The 18,316-nt window shown below is 38.1% G+C and carries 18 protein-coding genes and 1 pseudogene; 9 read left to right on the top strand and 10 right to left on the bottom strand.

Translation table 11 applies throughout. The features are described 5' to 3' along the window. The 3 genes and pseudogenes from ACEW8U_RS16165 to trmB form a co-directional block, all read left to right on the top strand. A pseudogene (locus ACEW8U_RS16165) lies at positions 1-495 on the top strand (energy transducer TonB); the annotation flags it as partial. 3 nt (positions 496-498) lie between these two features. Continuing rightward, a complete protein-coding gene (locus tag ACEW8U_RS16160; protein WP_373523086.1) occupies positions 499-1,788 on the top strand; it encodes a folylpolyglutamate synthase/dihydrofolate synthase family protein in 1,290 nt (429 codons plus the stop codon). Between the two features lie 2 nt (positions 1,789-1,790). Further along, positions 1,791-2,450: a tRNA (guanosine(46)-N7)-methyltransferase TrmB gene (gene trmB, locus ACEW8U_RS16155; RefSeq protein WP_373523085.1), complete on the top strand. Its 660-nt coding sequence runs from the start codon at positions 1,791-1,793 to the stop codon at positions 2,448-2,450. A 229-nt stretch (positions 2,451-2,679) separates the two neighbouring features. On the opposite strand, the gene ACEW8U_RS16150 is transcribed toward trmB, so the two are convergent. Genes ACEW8U_RS16150 through ACEW8U_RS16135 form a run of 4 tightly spaced genes read right to left on the bottom strand, consistent with a single transcriptional unit; the run spans position 2,680 to position 4,942 of the window. After that, positions 2,680-3,135 carry an RES family NAD+ phosphorylase gene (locus ACEW8U_RS16150; RefSeq protein WP_373523084.1) on the bottom strand — a complete coding sequence of 152 codons (456 nt, stop codon included), beginning with the start codon at positions 3,133-3,135 and terminating at the stop codon, positions 2,680-2,682. Next, positions 3,135-3,569, bottom strand: coding sequence for an antitoxin Xre/MbcA/ParS toxin-binding domain-containing protein (locus ACEW8U_RS16145; RefSeq protein ID WP_373523083.1), 435 nt, complete (start codon positions 3,567-3,569; stop codon positions 3,135-3,137). The genes ACEW8U_RS16150 and ACEW8U_RS16145 overlap by 1 nt, the downstream gene beginning before the upstream one ends. Positions 3,570-3,622: 53 nt before the next feature. Beyond that, positions 3,623-4,408, bottom strand: a complete 786-nt coding sequence (locus tag ACEW8U_RS16140; protein WP_373523082.1) for a hypothetical protein — start codon at positions 4,406-4,408, stop codon at positions 3,623-3,625. A gap of 30 nt (positions 4,409-4,438) precedes the next feature. Further along, complete coding sequence (locus ACEW8U_RS16135) at positions 4,439-4,942, bottom strand: N-acetyltransferase family protein (protein WP_373523081.1); 504 nt, start codon at positions 4,940-4,942, stop codon at positions 4,439-4,441. A gap of 629 nt (positions 4,943-5,571) precedes the next feature. Between ACEW8U_RS16135 and arfB the strand changes: the two genes are divergently transcribed. Continuing rightward, positions 5,572-5,988: an alternative ribosome rescue aminoacyl-tRNA hydrolase ArfB gene (gene arfB / locus ACEW8U_RS16130; RefSeq protein ID WP_373523089.1), complete on the top strand. Its 417-nt coding sequence runs from the start codon at positions 5,572-5,574 to the stop codon at positions 5,986-5,988. Between the two features lie 48 nt (positions 5,989-6,036). On the opposite strand, the gene ACEW8U_RS16125 is transcribed toward arfB, so the two are convergent. From ACEW8U_RS16125 to kduI, 5 genes are all read right to left on the bottom strand, one after another. Further along, positions 6,037-7,440 (bottom strand): tagaturonate reductase, encoded by a 1,404-nt coding sequence (locus ACEW8U_RS16125; RefSeq protein ID WP_373523080.1) that lies wholly within the window; start codon positions 7,438-7,440, stop codon positions 6,037-6,039. Between the two features lie 231 nt (positions 7,441-7,671). Beyond that, positions 7,672-9,102, bottom strand: a complete 1,431-nt coding sequence (uxaC, locus tag ACEW8U_RS16120; RefSeq protein ID WP_373523079.1) for a glucuronate isomerase — start codon at positions 9,100-9,102, stop codon at positions 7,672-7,674. Positions 9,103-9,121: 19 nt separating this feature from the next. Continuing rightward, positions 9,122-10,144, bottom strand: coding sequence for a LacI family DNA-binding transcriptional regulator (locus ACEW8U_RS16115; RefSeq protein WP_373523078.1), 1,023 nt, complete (start codon positions 10,142-10,144; stop codon positions 9,122-9,124). Between the two features lie 140 nt (positions 10,145-10,284). Next, entirely contained in the window at positions 10,285-11,055 is a 771-nt protein-coding gene (locus tag ACEW8U_RS16110) for a gluconate 5-dehydrogenase (protein ID WP_373523077.1), read from the bottom strand. Position 11,056: 1 nt separating this feature from the next. Beyond that, on the bottom strand, positions 11,057-11,896 hold the full coding sequence (kduI, locus tag ACEW8U_RS16105) for a 5-dehydro-4-deoxy-D-glucuronate isomerase (protein ID WP_373523076.1): 840 nt from the start codon (positions 11,894-11,896) through the stop codon (positions 11,057-11,059). Between the two features lie 421 nt (positions 11,897-12,317). On the opposite strand from kduI, the gene ACEW8U_RS16100 reads away from it, so the two are divergent. The 5 genes from ACEW8U_RS16100 to yiaK all read left to right on the top strand — a co-directional run bounded on the left by ACEW8U_RS16100 (position 12,318) and on the right by yiaK (position 16,067). Beyond that, positions 12,318-12,704: a VOC family protein gene (locus tag ACEW8U_RS16100; RefSeq protein ID WP_373523075.1), complete on the top strand. Its 387-nt coding sequence runs from the start codon at positions 12,318-12,320 to the stop codon at positions 12,702-12,704. 17 nt (positions 12,705-12,721) lie between these two features. Continuing rightward, a complete protein-coding gene (locus ACEW8U_RS16095) occupies positions 12,722-13,015 on the top strand; it encodes a thrombospondin type 3 repeat-containing protein (RefSeq protein ID WP_373523074.1) in 294 nt (97 codons plus the stop codon). A gap of 239 nt (positions 13,016-13,254) precedes the next feature. Further along, positions 13,255-13,542, top strand: coding sequence for a DUF1330 domain-containing protein (locus ACEW8U_RS16090; RefSeq protein WP_373523073.1), 288 nt, complete (start codon positions 13,255-13,257; stop codon positions 13,540-13,542). A 366-nt stretch (positions 13,543-13,908) separates the two neighbouring features. Continuing rightward, a complete protein-coding gene (locus tag ACEW8U_RS16085) occupies positions 13,909-15,006 on the top strand; it encodes a glycoside hydrolase family 26 protein (protein ID WP_373523088.1) in 1,098 nt (365 codons plus the stop codon). A gap of 62 nt (positions 15,007-15,068) precedes the next feature. Next, a complete protein-coding gene (yiaK, locus tag ACEW8U_RS16080; RefSeq protein ID WP_373523072.1) occupies positions 15,069-16,067 on the top strand; it encodes a 3-dehydro-L-gulonate 2-dehydrogenase in 999 nt (332 codons plus the stop codon). 595 nt (positions 16,068-16,662) lie between these two features. On the opposite strand, the gene ACEW8U_RS16075 is transcribed toward yiaK, so the two are convergent. Next, a complete protein-coding gene (locus ACEW8U_RS16075; RefSeq protein WP_373523071.1) occupies positions 16,663-18,309 on the bottom strand; it encodes a UxaA family hydrolase in 1,647 nt (548 codons plus the stop codon). Between the last annotated feature and the right edge of the window lie 7 nt (positions 18,310-18,316).

Genomic DNA, 18,316 nt, shown 5'->3' with positions numbered 1-18,316 from the left:
GAAGCGGAGAAAACTACTACCAAAGCAGAAGAAAAGCCTAAAATTGATCAAAGAGCGATTTTCGGTGCAGGTGGCACAACAGGTTCAGGTTCTCAACCTGCCACAGGAAGTGCCCAAGGTTCTTCTACCCAAAAAGGTGATGAAGGTAAACCTACAGGGACAATCGATGGAAGAGCAATTATGGGTTCAGGTTCCGGAGAAGGAGTACCAGGTCCTGCTTCAGGATATAACCTTGAACTTGCAGGTTGGGATTTTGCCTCCAAACCTAATATCAGAGATAATGTATCGACCAGAAATGGAAGAATAGTTTTTAATATTACAGTAGATGATAATGGTAAAATCGTTCAGGCTATTCCCAGGGAATACAATGTTTCCAATGAAGTCTTGGCTTATTACCGTACAGTGATTAATCAGATTAATTTTAAACGACAAGGGGGGGCAGCTACTGCTGAATTTTCTCAAGGTAGAATTACTTTTATTATCAAAGTAGATTAATCCATGACCTATCAGGAAACATTGGACTACCTGTTCAATGCATTACCCATGTTCCAACGTGTAGGGGCTGCTGCCTTTAAAAAGGACCTCAGCAACACCATCACCCTTTGCGGGCATTTGGGGAATCCTCAAGATCACTTCAAGAGTGTTCATGTTGCCGGTACCAACGGTAAAGGAAGCACCTCCCATGCCATTTGTTCGGTTTTGATGGAAGCAGGCTATAAAGTCGGTTTATATACATCTCCACATCTTAAGTCATTTACAGAAAGAATTAAAATCAACGGTATTGAAATTCCCGAAAACGAAGTAGTGAACTTCGTTGCCGCAAATAAGAGTTTTTTAGAGGATTTAAAGCCAAGTTTTTTTGAAATGACTGTAGGTATGGCTTTCTGGTTTTTTGCCAAAGAGGAAGTAGATATAGCTGTTGTCGAAGTAGGTATGGGCGGCAGGTTGGACAGCACAAATATTATTCAGCCTGAAATTTCGGTTATCACCAATATTGGGATGGATCATACGGAGTTTTTGGGTGATACCTTGGAGAAAATTGCTGTAGAAAAAGCAGGGATCATCAAGAAAAATATACCTGTCATCATCAGTCAAAAGCAAAAAGAAACTTCAAATGTCTTTATATCGCGATCAATTTCAAATCAAGCAGAACTTTTCTTTGCCGAGGAAAGCTTTTTAGTAAAAAAAATCGGAGAAAATGGAAATGGGAAAAGTATTTTCGTGGTGGTTGCAAATGGTGGGGTGGATACCTTTGAAATGGATCTGAATGGAAATTATCAGGAAAAAAATCTTCCCGGAATTCTGAAATCCATTGAGGCCTTAGTCTCAAAAGGATGGAAGATCGGAAATAGCCAACTGAAATCAGGTTTATCCAATTTAATAAAGAATACAGGGCTAAAAGGAAGATGGCAGGTATTAAGTAACCAACCACTAACCATTTGCGATACCGGCCACAATGAGGATGGCATTAGATTCATAGTGGACCAATTGGAGCAAATTCAATTTCAGAATCTATTTATGGTTATCGGAATGGTCAAGGATAAAGATATTTCAAAAGTACTTTCATTACTACCCGAGAAAGCCAAATATGTGTTTTGCGAAGCGAAAATCCCAAGAGCGATGTCTGCAGGTCAATTGCAGCAAACTGCTTTAGAATATGGATTGGATGGAGTGACCATTGAAGATGTTAATGAAGCTATTGATTATGTCAGAAAAATTGCGGGAAAAGAAGATTTAATATTCGTAGGAGGCAGCACTTTTGTGATTGCCGAAATCAAGGATTTATAATTATGAGCAGGAGAAAACTGGAAAGATTCAAGGAAAATGAAGCCAACAGAAATGTTGTCCAGCCTGGAAAAGAGATTTTTGAAAAGATCAAAGGGAATTGGGACTCCATACAATTTGAGAATGAAAACCCAATCGTAGTTGAATTGGCCTGTGGAAGGGGAGAATTCACCGTTGGTTTGGCACGACATTATCCTGAGAAGAATTTTATAGGAGTAGATATCAAAGGTTCTCGAATTTGGAAAGGAAGTACAATAGCTATTTCAGAAGGTTTGGGAAACGTGGCTTTTTTGAGAACGCAAATCCAATTGTTGGAAAAATACTTTTCAGCAAATGAGATTTCAGAGATCTGGATTACTTTTCCTGACCCTTTTCCTAGAGAAGGGGATGAAAAGAGAAGGTTGACATCCCCAAAATTTCTGGAAATGTATAAACCGCTTCTGAAAAAAGAGGGGATTATACATTTTAAGACAGATAACACCGGCCTGTTTGAATATTCCTTGGACTTGGTACAGCATAGAGAAGATTGCGAAATTATCCTCCATACCCAGGATTTTTATGAGTCTCAGTTGAAAGATGAACATCATGGTATCAAAACCAAGTACGAAACCCTATTCAGCGAAAAAGGGGAAAAGATCAAGTATCTAAAGTTTAGGTTTGTCTGAGGGATTAGAAGCGAGAGCCAAGAATCAAGAGACAAGAACCAAGAAACAAGTTAGTCATCGGGATACCAATGATTTAATTTTGGGGACTTCACTCTGACGTAGGAAGAGTCTCTTAAGTGTGAATTAAAACTAAACATCATTTTCTTTTTCAAATGTTTTTATAAAAATGTTTGAGACTCAAGTAAAAGCTATTGGCATTGTGACTTGTTCTCATTGAAAAAGACATCACTTAATTCCTATAAAGTCTAGGATCAAATACAAAAGGCTCTGAGGAAATCACTTTGATTTTATGGAAGTGCTTTGACATGGGGTTGATGAGGATATTGTATTGTTGATGGAATACTGCACTGGGAACTTTGAGTCCAAGTAGTTCTTGATCTCTGTAATATTCTTCTGCTATTTCTGCCAAAATTCTTGGAGCAGGGTAGTGAAACCAGTTTTCGGGAAGCCTGTCTCTTTCAATTAATTTAACTTTTACATCAGGAATTTCCAAGGTCAATAATTGGAGATCCGATTGGAACATGGGTGGAATATTGACCACAATTTCAAGTAAGGCAAGGGCAGGTGCTTCCGAACAATAAAGTACGGCCCTGCCTTTTTTATTCCATCTGCCCCCTGCTATTGCCGCCCCGGTTCCACTCAGGTCATCTGCGTATTTTGATTTAGAAAGACGATATACCAGCATTAACTGTAAACGTTGTATTCAATCCTGGTCAATAAGTCCCTTACCTTTGAAATGCCTTCAGGATAGCTGATGACCAGCATGGGCTTTAATCCACCCAAAGCAGTATTGGGAAGCTCTGTCCACTTAAAAAAATCTTCTCTATTCCCAAAGACCTCTTCTCCGTACATAAATAAGTCTGCGGCTTCCAATAACTTAATGGCTTCCTGCTTAGGCAAAGATTGATTTTCTTTGATCCGTCGGTATAAAGTCGGCTCAGAACTGGATAAGATTGTAGCGATTTGGGAAAGTCCTAAGGAAAAAGAGGCTTTGAAATTTTGGAGAATAGATGCTGCCAAGCCTTGGTCTGCTACTACATAAAAGTCCATTGGCTCCTCTACTCTGAAAGAGAAATGGTCTTTGCCAAGAATATCCACGATGTCTTGATAATTTTTCATTTGATAAATTATTTTATCAAATTTAAAATTTTAACTTTAGAATAAATATTTTTTTAACAATTTTCATCAAATCCCGGTCTGATAAATTTATAGGCATTAGGAAATTCCTCTTCAAGCATTTGCTTGATCTGAATCAATTTATCCAAAAGTGGAAGAATAAGCTCTTCCTCATCTTTAGACCAGAAAAGGATTCCTTGCCAGGCATTTATACTATTTTGGATGCAGATCAAAGCTACTTTTGCTGTACCATTATACGCTCGTTCCTCAATAGGGTAATCGTCCCAAAAAGATTTATCAGAAAAGTAATTCAACGCACCCCTGCATTTGGCGGGAATCATTGTTTGGTTCCATTGTACGGATTCCAAATGACTGATTACTTTTTTTAATTTTTCGATTTCGTTTTGATCACATATTTCCTCCGGTATTTTACTTTGTACCAAGTAGCCAAGAAGCGTGTCTTTTCCTTTACTTTCTACCCAATCCATACATTCCTTCATGTAAATTTCACTGAGATCAGAAAGGGGGTGGATATCGATTTTAATTTGGCTAATCTGATGGTCATGCATCATTTCATCTTGTTCCTCTTCATCTAGTTCTTCCATGTCCTCTTCATCCATCTCAAATTCTTCTGCAGCTTCACTCAGCATTTCCATGGTTTCCGTCAGCTTTTCCTTTATTTTCTCCATCTTTTCATCATGATCAAGGTCACTTTCCATGATAGCTTTATCCTCCTGCTCCTGTGCATAGAGGTAACACTTGGAGGTCATCTTGCAGTGTTCACACCACCTATCACACCAATTGTAGATGCCAGGTATATGATGAGGGTCAAATTGCTTCATTGTCTTTTAGGTTTTTTTTCAATTGATCAATTAAGTTAATTTTAATTCCATGACAACGTCATCCATGACAAAGCCATTTCCGATGTCTATTACTTCTTGAGCGGCTTCGTAAAAACCCAAATGACTGTAAAAATCAATCGCTTTTTGATTGTACTTATTTACATTTAGAAAGAGGTGGGTATCGCCATTCAATAAGGCGATTTCAGATACTGCCTGTAAAAGCTTTTTTCCCACACCCTTTCCCTGAGTCTCAGGCAAGATGTAGATTTTATGAATCTTTGTTTTATTGGTTTCCTCATGGTTAACTACATATGAAGCAAAACCCAGGTATTTACTATTTTCCTCTGCCAATAAAAAAACATGATTTTTTTCAAATAGTTGCGATCTCAATGCATCAAGATGGTACATCCAATCCAACATATAGTCAATTTGGTCAGGACTGAGGATGTGGGCAAAAGTTTTTGGCCATGTTTTTAATGCTATATCTCGGACTTCATGTAAGAGGTCCTCATTAATTTTTGTGATGGCGATCATTCAAATGTTAAATGAGTTAATAAAACTTAAAATTTTCTATTGCCAATGTAAGAATTTTTGAAATTCTGAGAGTACTTAAAAAAACAAAAAACCCTCCAAAAAATAATGAGAGGGTTTTTAGTGGGTGAATTAAGCGTAATGACAAAAAAACGAGATAAATAAGATTCTAAAAGTAAATAAGCGGTAGTTGTTACATTTAACTGAGTAAAATTTAGAGTCTATAAACTCAGGGTGATTAATCGTTTGGATGAATAAGATGATCAAATCTATATAATGGATATATAAAAAACAAAACAAAAAATTATTAAGTCCTAATTATTATTTCAATTATTTGTTTCAAGTATAAAAATTCCAAATAATAGTTTGAATTCAAAAAATAAGTATACCAAATACAATTCTTTAGGTTTTTGAAAACTTATATTGAAAAATGAGTTTAATTTTTGTGATGACAAATACCATTTTTAATTCTATCTTCTTGTAAATTTCAAGTGAAAAAAAATAAAAAATTTTAAAAGAAATTTTGAACTTCATGTTTTTGCCTGATTTCATTTGTAAACTTTCTTGATATTTATCAAGAATATAAAAATAGTTGAAAACGGCTGTCAGTGAAAAATATTAAGAACTCTAAAATGAATATCAACGAGAAAATCAGGAAGCAACTTTTTGATCGTGAATTTCAATTTCAGGCAAGTCGAAGCAGTGGGCCTGGAGGTCAAAATGTCAATAAGGTCAATAGCAAGGTTACCCTAATTTTTAATGTCCCCAATTCGATGATTTTGGAGGAAGATGAAAAATCCAGATTGATGGAAAAGATTGGAAATAAGCTGGATTCTGAAGGAAACATACAAATTCTGGCACAAGAAAAACGTTCCCAAATCCAAAACAAAGAAATAGCGATCAGGAAGTTTTATGACCTCCTAAGCAAGGCTTTCCACAAAAAGAAAATCAGGAAAGTGACCAAGCCAAGTAAAGGAGCTATAGAACAAAGATTGAAAGAAAAGAAGGCACTGTCTGAAAAGAAAAAGGGGAGGAGAGGGGAGTGGTGAGAAGGGAAAGTATTTTTTTCTTTCCCATGTTATAAATAAGACATTAACTCAAACCATTTCAAATTCCGCCAACTTAACCAAAACCTCTTCTTCCAGTCCTTTGTATTGGCTCAAATCCTCACCCCAAAAATCAGTTCTACTCAAGGTTTCTGAAACAATGACAGACAAATCTTCTTCTTGCCACACCTTTTTAAAAAACTCTAGAACATGGGCATCATCCTTTAATGGGATATTTCCCTGGCCCGATTTTCCGCTATAAAATTTTATCAAAGCCGCTAGCGAATTGGTCAGATTTTTTGGCCAATTACCGGTTTTGGAATGGTATTCCAATAGACTTGGCAATACCCTGACTTTGAACTTCGAAATGGAATTCAGAGAAATGGAAATCAATTCATGATGGATAAATGGATTCAGGAACCTATCCAAAACATCAGAAGCAAACTGTTCCAATTCCTCTTTGGGAAGGTCAAGGGTAGGAATGATTTCGTTGTAGATGGTGTCTTTTATAAATTTTCCAATGTTTTTATCCTCTACCGCTTCTCTGACAGTTCGAAAGCCATTAAGGTAAGCTACGGGCACCAAAGCGGTATGGGCACCATTCAAAATCCGGACCTTTCTTGTTCGGTAAGCACTTTGATCTTTAACAAACTTAACCTGTAGTCCGGCTTTTCCTGCGGGAAATATCTCTTGTAAGTTTTCCGGTCCCTCTATCACCCAGAAATGAAAGGGTTCGGCCATTACCACCAGATTGTCCTCAAAACCCAATTCATTTTGGATTTCTTGGATATTTTCTTTTGGAAAGCCCGGTACAATCCTATCCACAAGGGTATTGCAGAAAATATTGTGGTCATTTATCCAATTGGAAAATTTGGTAGGAAGATTCCAAAGTTTGATATACTCCAAAACTGTGGATTTTAACTGTATCCCATTTTGATCTATCAATTCACATGGAATCATCACCAACCCTTTGGAAGGATCACCCGAGAAAGTCTCGAATCGATGGTAAAGAAGTGCAGTTAATTTTCCGGGAAAAGTCAGTGGCAATGTGTCAAAAGACTTGTCAGGGGAATCGAATGTAATTCCTGCTTCTGTGGTATTTGAAACCATGATTTTCAAGTCTTCATTTTCTCCCAATTTTAAGTATACACTATAATCTTCAAAAGGATTGTTAACACCTCTCACGCAAGTAATAAGCCTGTTTTCCTGAACAATTTCACCGGATTGAATTCCTTGAAGTTTGACATGGAAAAGTCCATCCTGTTGATTGATTATTTCTCCTAGTCCTTGACTCAAAGGCTGTACAATCTGTACATCTCCATTGAAATCAGTCTTCTCATTCATTATATCGATCATCCAATCCACAAATCCCCGCAAGAAATTCCCTTCTCCAAACTGTAAGACTTTTACTGGTCTGCCAGGAACTTTTATATTACTTCTATTAAGTGATTTCATATTAATAGGTTATTGTAGGTTCATTTTATTTTGGTATTTACGATTACTTTTTCTCACAGATATCACAGATTCCCACAGAGGTTTTTTTTAAAATCTGTGGGAATCTGGGAGCGTAATTATATTTTATCCTAAGTTGAAATAAGGGTTCATTTGTTAATCTGCAATTTTATGTTTCATACTTGTCGATAAGGAGGTCTCACGTCTCACGTCTTATGTCTCACGACTTTTCTCTCACTTCTCCCCAAATCCAAAATAAGCCTTTGCATTATGATAACTGATATCTGAAACTAGTTTCCCAAGCCATTGCTCATCAGCAGGCAATTCACCTTTTTCCACATCTTTGCCGATGAGATTACAAAGGATCCGTCTGAAAAACTCATGTCTGGGAAATGACAGGAAACTTCTTGAATCTGTCAGCATACCAACAAAACAGCTTAACAATCCCATATTGGAAAGGGTATTGATTTGTTTTTCCATCCCGTCTTTTTGGTCCAAAAACCACCATCCTGAACCAAATTGGATTTTACCCTTTACAGAACCGTCATTGAAATTGCCAATCATCGTGGCCATGACTTCATTGTCGGAAGGGTTGATGTTGTACAGTATGGTTTTTGCCAATTGGTCTGTTGAATCAAGAAGATTGAGAAAACTTCCCAAAGCCCTTGCCTGCGAAAAATCTCCAATTGAATCGAAACCATTATCCGGTCCTAAAATCCTTAACATTCGTTCATTGGTATTCCTTAATGCCCCCAAATGGAACTGTTGCGACCAACCCTTGGCATGGTACATTTTGCTGAGTTCATATAGGGTATGGAATTTAAAATATCTGATTTCTTCTTGGTTCAATGACTTACCAGAAATCAGTCTTTGAAATAAAGTGTCGATGTGGTAAATTCCCAAAGGATAGAAATACAATTGCTCAATGCCATGGTCTGATAGTTTGCACCCGTTAAGATCAAAAAAATCAACCCTGTGTTGAAGGGCACTCAGCAAATCCGAATAAGAAATGATTTCAACCCCGGAAGCTTTGGTAAGGGAATTTAGGTATTTGATATATTCCGATGGACTTTCAACTGTATATGCCTTATCCGGACGGAAGGCTGGAAACAATAAAGTTTTCACCTTATTGTTTTTGGCCATTTTGTGGTATTCTAGGTTATCGATGGGGTCATCCGTAGAACAAACCAATTCCACATTCATTTTCTTCAAAAGGCCTTGGGTATGGAATTCCTCAGACTGTAATAGAGTAGAGGCTTCATGATAAACTCCCATGGCATTTTTTTCCGATAACAATTCCTCAATTCCAAAATACCTTTTCAACTCCAAATGGGTCCAGTGGTACAATGGATTCCGCATGGTATAAGGAACTGTTTCAGCCCATTTTTGGAATTTTTCCTGATCAGTTGCATCTCCTGTTATATACTTTTCTGAAATCCCCAAAGTCCTCATTGCCCTCCATTTATAATGGTCTCCTGCCAACCAAATTTCACTGATGTTATTGAATTTTCGGTTGTTGGCTATGTCATGTGGTGAAAGATGACAATGGTAATCAATGATTGGCTGCTTTGACGCATAGTCAAGATAAAGCAATTTTGAGAAATCTGTCTCCAACAAAAAATCTTCCGAAAGAAATGTTGGTTTTGACAAAACGGTACTATTCATAATGTTTAAGCTTAATAGGTTATTTCTTTTGAGTTGATTTCCTGATAATCAACTCAGGTTTTAATACTGTTTTTTGGGGAACATCATCTTTTTTTCCATTTTTCATCAATGCAAAAAATGTTTCGGCAGTTACGTGTCCCATGGGAATACTTTTTTGATCAACCGTAGTAATCGGAGGGTCCGTAAATGAGGTGAAAGGTTCGTTCCCGAATCCGGCGAGCATGACTTGTTCAGGAATTTTATATCCTTTCTCTTTGAGTACCTGCATAGCTCCCATAGCAGAATAATCAGAACTGGAGAAAACAGAATCAAATGATATTCCTTTTTTAATGATGTTTTCCATGCTCTTTCTGCCATCTTCCAATTGTAAATTACTTTCCTCAATTAATTCTGGATCAAATGATACTCCATTGTCTTTTAATGCATCTTCGTATCCACGCATTCTATCCCTGTATATATTTATCTTTTTGGGACTGGTAAAATGAACAATCCTTTTGCAGCCTCCTTTGACCAAATGATCTACCACCTGATATGCTCCCAAATAATCATCAATTACCACCTGACTCACTTCCAATTCATTAGTGGTCCGATCAAAAAATACCAAAGGTATTCCTTTGTCAATAACTTTTTGGAAATGATCAAAATTTTCGGTGTTTTTGGCAATAGAAGCAATAATCCCATCTACCCTTGCATTCATCAAAGCTTCTACCGTTTCCACTTCCTTTTTAAATCCATCATAAGATTGGGAAATAATGACCTTGTAGCCTAAGTTATTTGCGATTTCTTCAATACCCCTTACTACTGACGAAAAGAAATTCCTGTTGGCGGTTGGGACAACTACACCAATAAGTTTGCTTTTTCCGCTTCTAAGTGCAGAGGCAATGTGATTGGGCTGGTAATTAAGCTGCCTGGCCATCTTAATGACCAGCTTTTTGGTGTTTTCAGAGATCCTTGGATTATCATTTAAAGCTCTGGAAACCGTTGAAGCTGTAATATTCAGCTTTTCTGCTATATCATGTATTGTTGCTTTACCACTTTTCATTTTTTAGACTTTATTCCCGAGCTATCGGGATGATACATGAGACGAATTGTTCGCTACGCGAGTCGCATCTGCGTGGCGGAACAGATTAAAATCATATGCTTTTAACTTCCTACAAAACTCCCAACTTCCAACTTCTCCCTTCATTCTCTTGGTTTTCCAATAGTCGCCAATATGCCGCCATCCACATAAATAATCTGTCCATTGACGAAATCACTGGCTTTGCTTGCAAGAAAGACAACAGCACCGGCCAGGTCGTCCGGATCGCCCCATTTACCTGCAGGAGTTCTTTCGAGAATAAAGTTGTTCATGGGATGTCCTTCTTCTCTGATCGGAGCGGTTTGCTTAGTGGCAAAATAACCGGGTCCGATACCATTGACCTGAATGTTATGTTTTGCCCATTCTGTTGCCAGGTTGCGGGTAAGCATTTTTAGCCCTCCTTTGGCTGCCGCATAGGCTGAAACTGTATCCCGGCCCAATTCGCTCATCATGGAGCATATATTGATGATTTTGCCCGAACCTTTTTGTATCATTCCTTTGGCAACAGCCTGTGATAAAATAAAGGGGGAGACGAGGTCCACGTCGATCACTTTTCTAAAGTCGGAAGGTTTCATTTCCAAAGCAGGAATTCTTTGGATCATTCCTGCATTGTTGACCAAAATGGATATTGGGCCCACTTCTTTTTCGATCAATTTGATATGCTCCGAAACCTGGAGTTCATCTGTCACATCAAACAAATAGCCTTTGGCTTCAATGCCTTCCTCATGGTATAGCTGGAGGGCTGTTTCCATTTTGGAAGGTGTATGGCCATTTAACACCAGGGTTGCCCCAGCTTTTGCCATGGCCATTCCTAATCCGTGCGTCGCTCCGGTGACCAATGCAACTTTGCCTGTAATGTCAAATATGTTTTTCATGCTATTTCAAATCCGTAATGGAAACAGTTACCATATCTCCATAATCAAGGTTCTCTCCTGCCATGCCCCAGATAAATGTATAATTGGAGGTACCAGCTCCACTATGGATAGACCAAGGAGGCGAGATCACCGCTTGATGGTTTTTAATCCAGATATGTCTGGTTTCTTCAGGTTGCCCCATCAAATGGCAAACGGACTGTCCATCTGCCAGATCAAAATAAAAATATGCCTCCATGCGTCGATCATGGGTGTGCGCTGGCATTGTATTCCATACAGAGCCCGGCTTTAATTCTGTCATTCCCATCTGCAGTTGGCAGGTTTTCACGACCGAGTTGACAATCAGCTTATAAATCGTTCTATGATTGGAATTTTCCAAAGAACCCAAGGTAACTACCTCTGCTTCCTGCTTACCGACTTTTTTGGTTGGGTAAGATTGATGAGCTGGTGCAGAGTTAAAATAAAATAGGGCGTTCCCATTTTCGGAAGGATAAAAAATGACATTTTTATTTCCTTTGCCTATATATAGTGCTTCTTTATGTTTTAAAGAATAAGATTCTTTCCCGATTTCTATTACAGAATCATCTCCAACATTTATAATTCCAATTTCTCTCCTTTCCAAAAAATATTCAGATTTAAGTTGATCTACTGTCTCCAAGGTCAATGAGGAAGTTACAGGATTGATTCCTCCCACAATCAACCTGTCATTCATGCTATACACCCCATTTATCTTATCAGGTATGAAAAGGGTCTTAATCAAAAAATCTGACCGTAAGGCACGGGTATTGTATGTTTTCACATCTAAAGGATGATTGGAATATCTGGTCTCTATATTAGAATGCATTTGGTTAGATTTAGGTTTAATGTAATCGTTTGCGCAATATTATGTCGATTTATTCAATTTATCCAACAATTATCTGAAATTATTTTAAATTCATATATTCAAAAAACGATATAAAATTCTTAAATTAAAGTAAATATACTATTTTTAATCCTTTATTAAAAAATTATTAACCTTATAATTTGTTTTCATTATAATCTTTTAATGATATGCAAACGATTGTACAAATGCATGTTTTTTGTCTGAAAAGTGTGCATGGAAAAATACAGACCATTGCCGATGGATAAACACTTTGAAATCTTTAATTTTATGCATTAATCTTTAATCTCTTTTGTTTTCACACTGTTTGCAGTTACTTTAGGCGGTTATGGAACCACAGAGAAGAAAATTTTGCCGACAATAAATTTACCAAAGATCAAAGACTATGAAATTCGAGCATTTTGCACTAAACGTTGAATTCCCTTTGGAAATGGCAGATTGGTATGTAAAGCATTTTGGATTGAAGGTAGTCCGGGCTATGGATACTTCCCCGTTTATGACCTTTTTGGCAGATGATAGCGGAACCATCTTGCTGGAAATTTACAATAATCCAAAAGGGCAAATTTTAGATTTAAAAAATCTCCACCCATTAACAGTCCATTTGGCATTTGTTTCAGAAAATCCCGAAAAAGATAAATTTAGGTTAATGGAACAAGGTGCCGCCCTAGTTTCCGATGATGTTTTGGAAGACGGATCCCATTTGGTAATGTTAAGAGATCCTTGGGGTTTGGCCATTCAATTTTGTAAGAGAGCCGTTTCTATGTTTAATTAGACCCTGTTGACCGGAGATTGCTGAAAGAGATCCATCAGGAAACTGCCCAATTCGGAAAAGAAAACAGAGGAATCATTGACAGCCATAAAGATGTTGGCGGATGGCCAATTCTGGAAAAAAGGAAAGCGCATAAAGATTCAGATGGTGATGGAATGCCTGATGATTGGGAACTGGAAAATGGCCTTGATCCCAACGATTCCTCTGATTCATCAAATTATGACCTTGATCAAAATTACACCAATATTGATGTTTATCTAAACAGCCTTGTATCCCATTTATTTCCAAAGAGAGTTACGAATAACCAAAACTAGATTTTTTTTTACAATCACTTTAATTGTTCTGTTCCCTCAATCCTTTATCTTTATCCAATTCATCCCATGACCCCTAGGTATATTCTTACCATCACTCCAAGTCATGGCATGAATAATAAACCAACAATCAAAATTAAAAGAATACCCAGCCTGTAGCCCTTTAACCAAATCCCCACCTCCTGGTTTACACCAAGCTTCTCTCACGTCTTAAATCTAAAATCTAAAATCTAACCTCCACCATGCCAGCACTAGTCCTAGTAGAAATCGAAATCCATAATCCCGACCTATACGAAGAGTATAAGAAGCACACTTTAGCAACCATCCAAAAATTCGGTGGCCGATTTGTAGTTCGTGGCTTCAAAACCGAATCTTTGGAAGGGGATTGGAATCCTGAAAGACTCGTAATTTTGGAATTTCCGGATGTTCAAACAGCCAAAGATTGGTGGGATTCAGCGGAATACAGCATAGCCAAAAAAATTCGGTATCAGGCGGCTAATTCGAAAATGTTGGTGGTGGAGAGTTTATAGTCATCTAATATTTCAGGTGATTGATTAAAAAATTGCTCAGAGTAAAATTGTAAAACTTAATGTTGGTAATCTGTCATCCAATCACAAAGCTGAAAAAAAATAAAAATTTTGACTCTCAATAATTTATTTTAAATCAAAAGGATTATTGAAATTTGGATATCTTTTAAAGAAGAAATCAGATATTATCATAAATTCTGAAAGTATTTACGTGAATTGTCCTAGAATTCGGAAATAATCAGGTCCTTTTAAGTCATTGGAGTAATTTTTCTTCCACAGGTCAAGAGATTCAATTAATTTCCATAAATCTATGTATAACCTATGTCTATAAAAACTTATCTCAAATTTCGAATTGGATTTTATTGCTTGATGTTATGCCCTTTTTTGATTAGCTGCACAAGCATAAAATATGGTAAACCTATTGATCCGAATGCGACAAAAGAAACCGTGAACCTTTATCAAAATCTTGCAAAAATATCTAAGAACCACACCTTGTTCGGGCATCAACATGCGACAGAATATGGCCGTGGTTGGTTGGGAGACGAAGATAGATCTGATGTGAAATCTGTCACAGGTTCCCACCCTGCAGTCATTGGAGTAGATTTCAGTGGGTTTTCGGGAAGACCCGATGAGGTAATACAAAATAACAAAGCCAATCTCAGAAAGAATGTCGTTGATACTTATGACAGGGGAGGAGTGACAACTGTGGCCTGGCATTTTTCAAATCCTGTTTCGGAGGGGGGCTTTTATTGGAGGGATTCTATATCCAAACCTGCGGTCCGTTACCTTATTCCCGGAGGTGAAGCGCATGAGACCTATAAAGAAATTCTGGATGGTATAGGGGATTGGGCCAAATCTTTAAAAGGAAGTGATGGCAAATTGGTACCAATGATATTCAGGCCCTACCATGAGTTTGACGGGGATTGGTTTTGGTGGGGTAAAAAACATACCAGCAGAGAGGATTTTATTAATTTATGGAGATTTACGGTTTCCTATCTGCGGGATTCTTTGGAAGTCAACAACTTTATTTATGCATTTTCACCTGACAATAGATTTTTAACGGAAGAGGAATATCTGGAAAGGTATCCCGGTGATGAGTGGGTTGATATGGTTGGAATGGATAATTATGGTGATTTGGGAAGAAACAGGAATTCCATCGACACGGCGGCATTAAAACTGAAAATAGTTTCCGATTATGCCATTAAAAAGAAAAAACTGGCTGCCTTTACGGAAACCGGATTGGAAACCATTCCGGATACCACTTGGTGGACGGAAACTCTGCTTAGAAGCATGAAAAAGGAAAATGTGAGATTGGCCTACGTTTTGGTCTGGCGCAATGATTCCAAAAGCCCCACGCATTATTATGCGCCATTTCCCGGTCAGGTTAGTGTTCCGGATTTTCTAAAATTTTATAAAGATCCATACACTCTTTTTGAAATTGACCTTAAAAATATTTATGGAAAATGAGGATATTCATGCCATGACTCAAAGTCATTGCAAGAATAAAAAATTAACCGAAAACCAAGATTATGAGAATCCCACATCAAGAAGTCATCCAAATCCTTAGTGAAATTTTTATCAGATATGGCTTCTCAAAAGAAAAAACCAATTTATGTGCAGGACTTTTTGCCAGGGCAAGTCTGGAAGGAGTTCCGTCCCATGGGTTGGATAGGGTTCCTGTTTTTTTGAAAATGGTAAAGAACAAGCTTGTCTTTCCCGATAAAGAGGCTGAACTAATGGATGCTTTCGGGTATTTCGAAAGATGGGACGGACGTCTTGGCCCCGGAATGGTCAACGCTTCTATTTGCATGGACAGGGCAATCCGACTATCCAAAGAATTCGGAATCGGAGTGATAGCGCTGCAAAACACAAATCATTGGATGAGGGCGGGGAATTATGGTTGGCTGGCTGTTGAGGCAGGTTGTATTGGAATCTGTTTTACCAACACCAAACCCAATATGCCGGCCTGGGGTGGGAGTGAACCCAAACTGGGGAATAATCCTTTGGTAGTTGCCATTCCCAGAAAATCAGGTCATATTGTGTTGGACATGGCGATGTCCCAGTTTTCTTATGGAAAAATGAACACCTTCTTGCGTGCCGGAAAGGAAATGCCTTTCGAAGCAGGCTTTGACCAGGAAGGAAAACTCAGTAAATCCCCAGAAGAAATTATTGAACATGAATTGGCACTTCCAATAGGATTATGGAAAGGGGCTGGACTTTCCCTGATATTGGATATGTTGGCCACCGTATTATCCGGGGGGCAGTCCACCCATGAAGTTGGTCAAAGCGGAGATGAATATGGCCTTTCGCAGGTTTTTATCTGTTTGGATCCCAAAAAATTAGGTATGGATACCTGGTCCGATGAAAAGCTTAATGGTATCATTGAAGACTTGACATCATCATCAACTTTTTCAGGGGGTGAAGTCCGCTTTCCCGGAGAAAATATCCCAAAAATCAGAAAAGAAAATTTGGAAAAAGGAATTCCTGTCGATGACTATGTTTGGGAGAAGATATTGGCGGAGAGATGAGATGGTAAAAAAAGCTAAGAGCTTTTTTAGATTGGTTCAGTTTTATTAATTTCATGATCAATTTATTCTTCATTTTTCGACATCCCGGGAGATTAATATTGAATTTCAAGCTTTATATTAGATACCCCTTGACTACCAATGACATAAATCGGAGTAGCCGTCATGCGTAGGAAGCCTGTCCCGATCCTTTTGGGACATCTCATGAGGATCACGAAATGATAATATGAACATAAATAGATCCTTTTGAGATTCCTCGTACCTCGGAATGGCGGGGAACCTGATGACATTACCAATTCTGAACTTTTAAAAAATGTTGAAAACTCGGGATGACGAAAATCCTGATGTCGTTCCTTTTCTGAATGTTTTTTCAAAAATATTGAGGAACTCGGAATTACGAGGATAGGTCAAATTGGAAAATTGAGCATGTCCATTTTTTAACACAATATCCCAACAATACATTAATCCATAACAATTAATCTTCCAATTTTACAATCTTCCAAGAAAACTCCGAATATCGAACACCAAATTTCGCCTGCCGGCCGGCAAGAATAATGAATAAGTCGGGCAACTCAACGCCTTTTTCCATCTCTTAATCCTAAAGCGAAACACCTCTCTTCCATGGAATAAAATCATCCTGTCCCAATAGAACTGCTTTAGGTTGAATTTCTCCAGATGCAACTTTGATGATATGGTCCAAGATTTCTTCCCCCATTTGCGGAATGGTCTTTTCTCCAGTGATAACACCCCCAGTATCTATATCAATGATGTCAGGCATTCTTTTAGCCAAAGTGGTATTGGAAGATATTTTGATTACTGGGGCGACAGGATTACCGGTTGGGGTGCCGAGTCCGGTAGTAAAAAGGATAATATTAGCTCCTGAACCTGCCATGGCTGTAGTGCTTTCCACATCATTTCCCGGAGTGCAGAGTAAGTTCAGCCCGGATTTAGAAACATATTCAGAATAGTCTAATACATCCACGACAGGGGAAGTGCCTCCTTTTTTGGCAGCTCCCGAGGATTTCATGGCATCGGTAATCAGCCCATCTTTGATATTGCCGGGAGAAGGGTTCATATCAAACCCGGATCCCACTGCTTCTGCTGATGCGGCATAGGATTTCATCAAACTACTGAATTTTTCTGCAATCACTTCGGTAGTACATCTGTTGATCAATTCCTGTTCAACCCCACATAATTCAGGAAATTCAGACAAAATGGTCTTGCCACCTAAAGCCACTACAAGATCAGAGGCTTGACCAACTGCAGGGTTAGCAGATATACCCGAAAAGCCGTCAGAACCACCACATTCCAAACCTATTGTCAACTTACTTAACGGGGCAGGCTCCCTTTGAAGGTGATCTGCATCTGCCATGGCCAAAAAAGTTTTTTTGATTGCCTGAGAAAGCAAATGCTGTTCTGTTCCTTCTTTTTGTTGTTCCAACAGAATGACAGGTTTTTTGAAGTTTGGATTGATTTTATCCAGTTTTTCCTTCAAAATAGCCGGTTGGGCATTTTGACAACCAAGACTCAATATTGTAGCACCTGCAACATTCGGATTATTGATATATCCAGCAAACAAAGCACATAGTGCTTCTGAGTCCTGACGGATTCCGCCACACCCACCATTATGGGTCAAGAATTTTATTCCATCAATATTTTTAAAGATTTTACGCTTTCTTTGGATGATATCTTCTTCTACACTTAGGTTTTCTATCTCGGATCTTTTTCCTGATTTGTACAACTCCGCCATTTGTTGCACAAGTGATTTATAGGTATTTGGTTTGCTGAATCCCAATTCTTCAACAAAGGCATCCTTAATGACATCTACATTCCTATTTTCACAAAAAACCAGTGGGATCACCAACCAATAATTTGCAGTTCCAACTTGACCGTCAGGTCGATGAAAACCATTAAACATTTTGTTTTTATACTTGGAAATATCAGGAGCTTCCCAATAATATTCTTCTGTCTTACTCCCAAAAGAAGTGGAATCATGGACAACATTACCTGTTGTCAAGGCACCGCCTATGGGTATCAGTGACTTGGCACGACCTACTATGGAACCATACATGTAAATTTGCTCACCAGTTTCCAAATTGGTTATAGAAAACTTGTGTTTGGCTGCTATATTATTCTTCAGGGTGATTGTGTTGTTTTCAAAAACAATGCTTTCTCCGGCCTTTAAATCAGTTAATGCGACCAGTACATTATCTTTTGGATGAATCTGCAAAATTTTATGGTTCATTGGATTT

Source organism: Aquiflexum sp., assembly GCF_041751335.1.
Taxonomy (GTDB): domain Bacteria; phylum Bacteroidota; class Bacteroidia; order Cytophagales; family Cyclobacteriaceae; genus Aquiflexum.
This window is presented reverse-complemented; position numbering and strand designations above follow the sequence as displayed.

Excerpts from the sequence above, each read along its gene's own strand:
- ACEW8U_RS16160 (WP_373523086.1), top strand. The coding sequence starts at position 499 with ATGACCTATCAGGAAACATTGGACTACCTGTTCAATGCATTACCCATG.
- trmB (WP_373523085.1), top strand. The coding sequence starts at position 1,791 with ATGAGCAGGAGAAAACTGGAAAGATTCAAGGAAAATGAAGCCAACAGA.
- ACEW8U_RS16150 (WP_373523084.1), bottom strand. The coding sequence starts at position 3,135 with ATGCTGGTATATCGTCTTTCTAAATCAAAATACGCAGATGACCTGAGT.
- ACEW8U_RS16145 (WP_373523083.1), bottom strand. The coding sequence starts at position 3,569 with ATGAAAAATTATCAAGACATCGTGGATATTCTTGGCAAAGACCATTTC.
- ACEW8U_RS16140 (WP_373523082.1), bottom strand. The coding sequence starts at position 4,408 with ATGAAGCAATTTGACCCTCATCATATACCTGGCATCTACAATTGGTGT.
- ACEW8U_RS16135 (WP_373523081.1), bottom strand. The coding sequence starts at position 4,942 with ATGATCGCCATCACAAAAATTAATGAGGACCTCTTACATGAAGTCCGA.
- arfB (WP_373523089.1), top strand. The coding sequence starts at position 5,572 with ATGAATATCAACGAGAAAATCAGGAAGCAACTTTTTGATCGTGAATTT.
- ACEW8U_RS16125 (WP_373523080.1), bottom strand. The coding sequence starts at position 7,440 with ATGAAATCACTTAATAGAAGTAATATAAAAGTTCCTGGCAGACCAGTA.
- uxaC (WP_373523079.1), bottom strand. The coding sequence starts at position 9,102 with ATGAATAGTACCGTTTTGTCAAAACCAACATTTCTTTCGGAAGATTTT.
- ACEW8U_RS16115 (WP_373523078.1), bottom strand. The coding sequence starts at position 10,144 with ATGAAAAGTGGTAAAGCAACAATACATGATATAGCAGAAAAGCTGAAT.
- ACEW8U_RS16110 (WP_373523077.1), bottom strand. The coding sequence starts at position 11,055 with ATGAAAAACATATTTGACATTACAGGCAAAGTTGCATTGGTCACCGGA.
- kduI (WP_373523076.1), bottom strand. The coding sequence starts at position 11,896 with ATGCATTCTAATATAGAGACCAGATATTCCAATCATCCTTTAGATGTG.
- ACEW8U_RS16100 (WP_373523075.1), top strand. The coding sequence starts at position 12,318 with ATGAAATTCGAGCATTTTGCACTAAACGTTGAATTCCCTTTGGAAATG.
- ACEW8U_RS16090 (WP_373523073.1), top strand. The coding sequence starts at position 13,255 with ATGCCAGCACTAGTCCTAGTAGAAATCGAAATCCATAATCCCGACCTA.
- ACEW8U_RS16085 (WP_373523088.1), top strand. The coding sequence starts at position 13,909 with ATGTTATGCCCTTTTTTGATTAGCTGCACAAGCATAAAATATGGTAAA.
- yiaK (WP_373523072.1), top strand. The coding sequence starts at position 15,069 with ATGAGAATCCCACATCAAGAAGTCATCCAAATCCTTAGTGAAATTTTT.
- ACEW8U_RS16075 (WP_373523071.1), bottom strand. The coding sequence starts at position 18,309 with ATGAACCATAAAATTTTGCAGATTCATCCAAAAGATAATGTACTGGTC.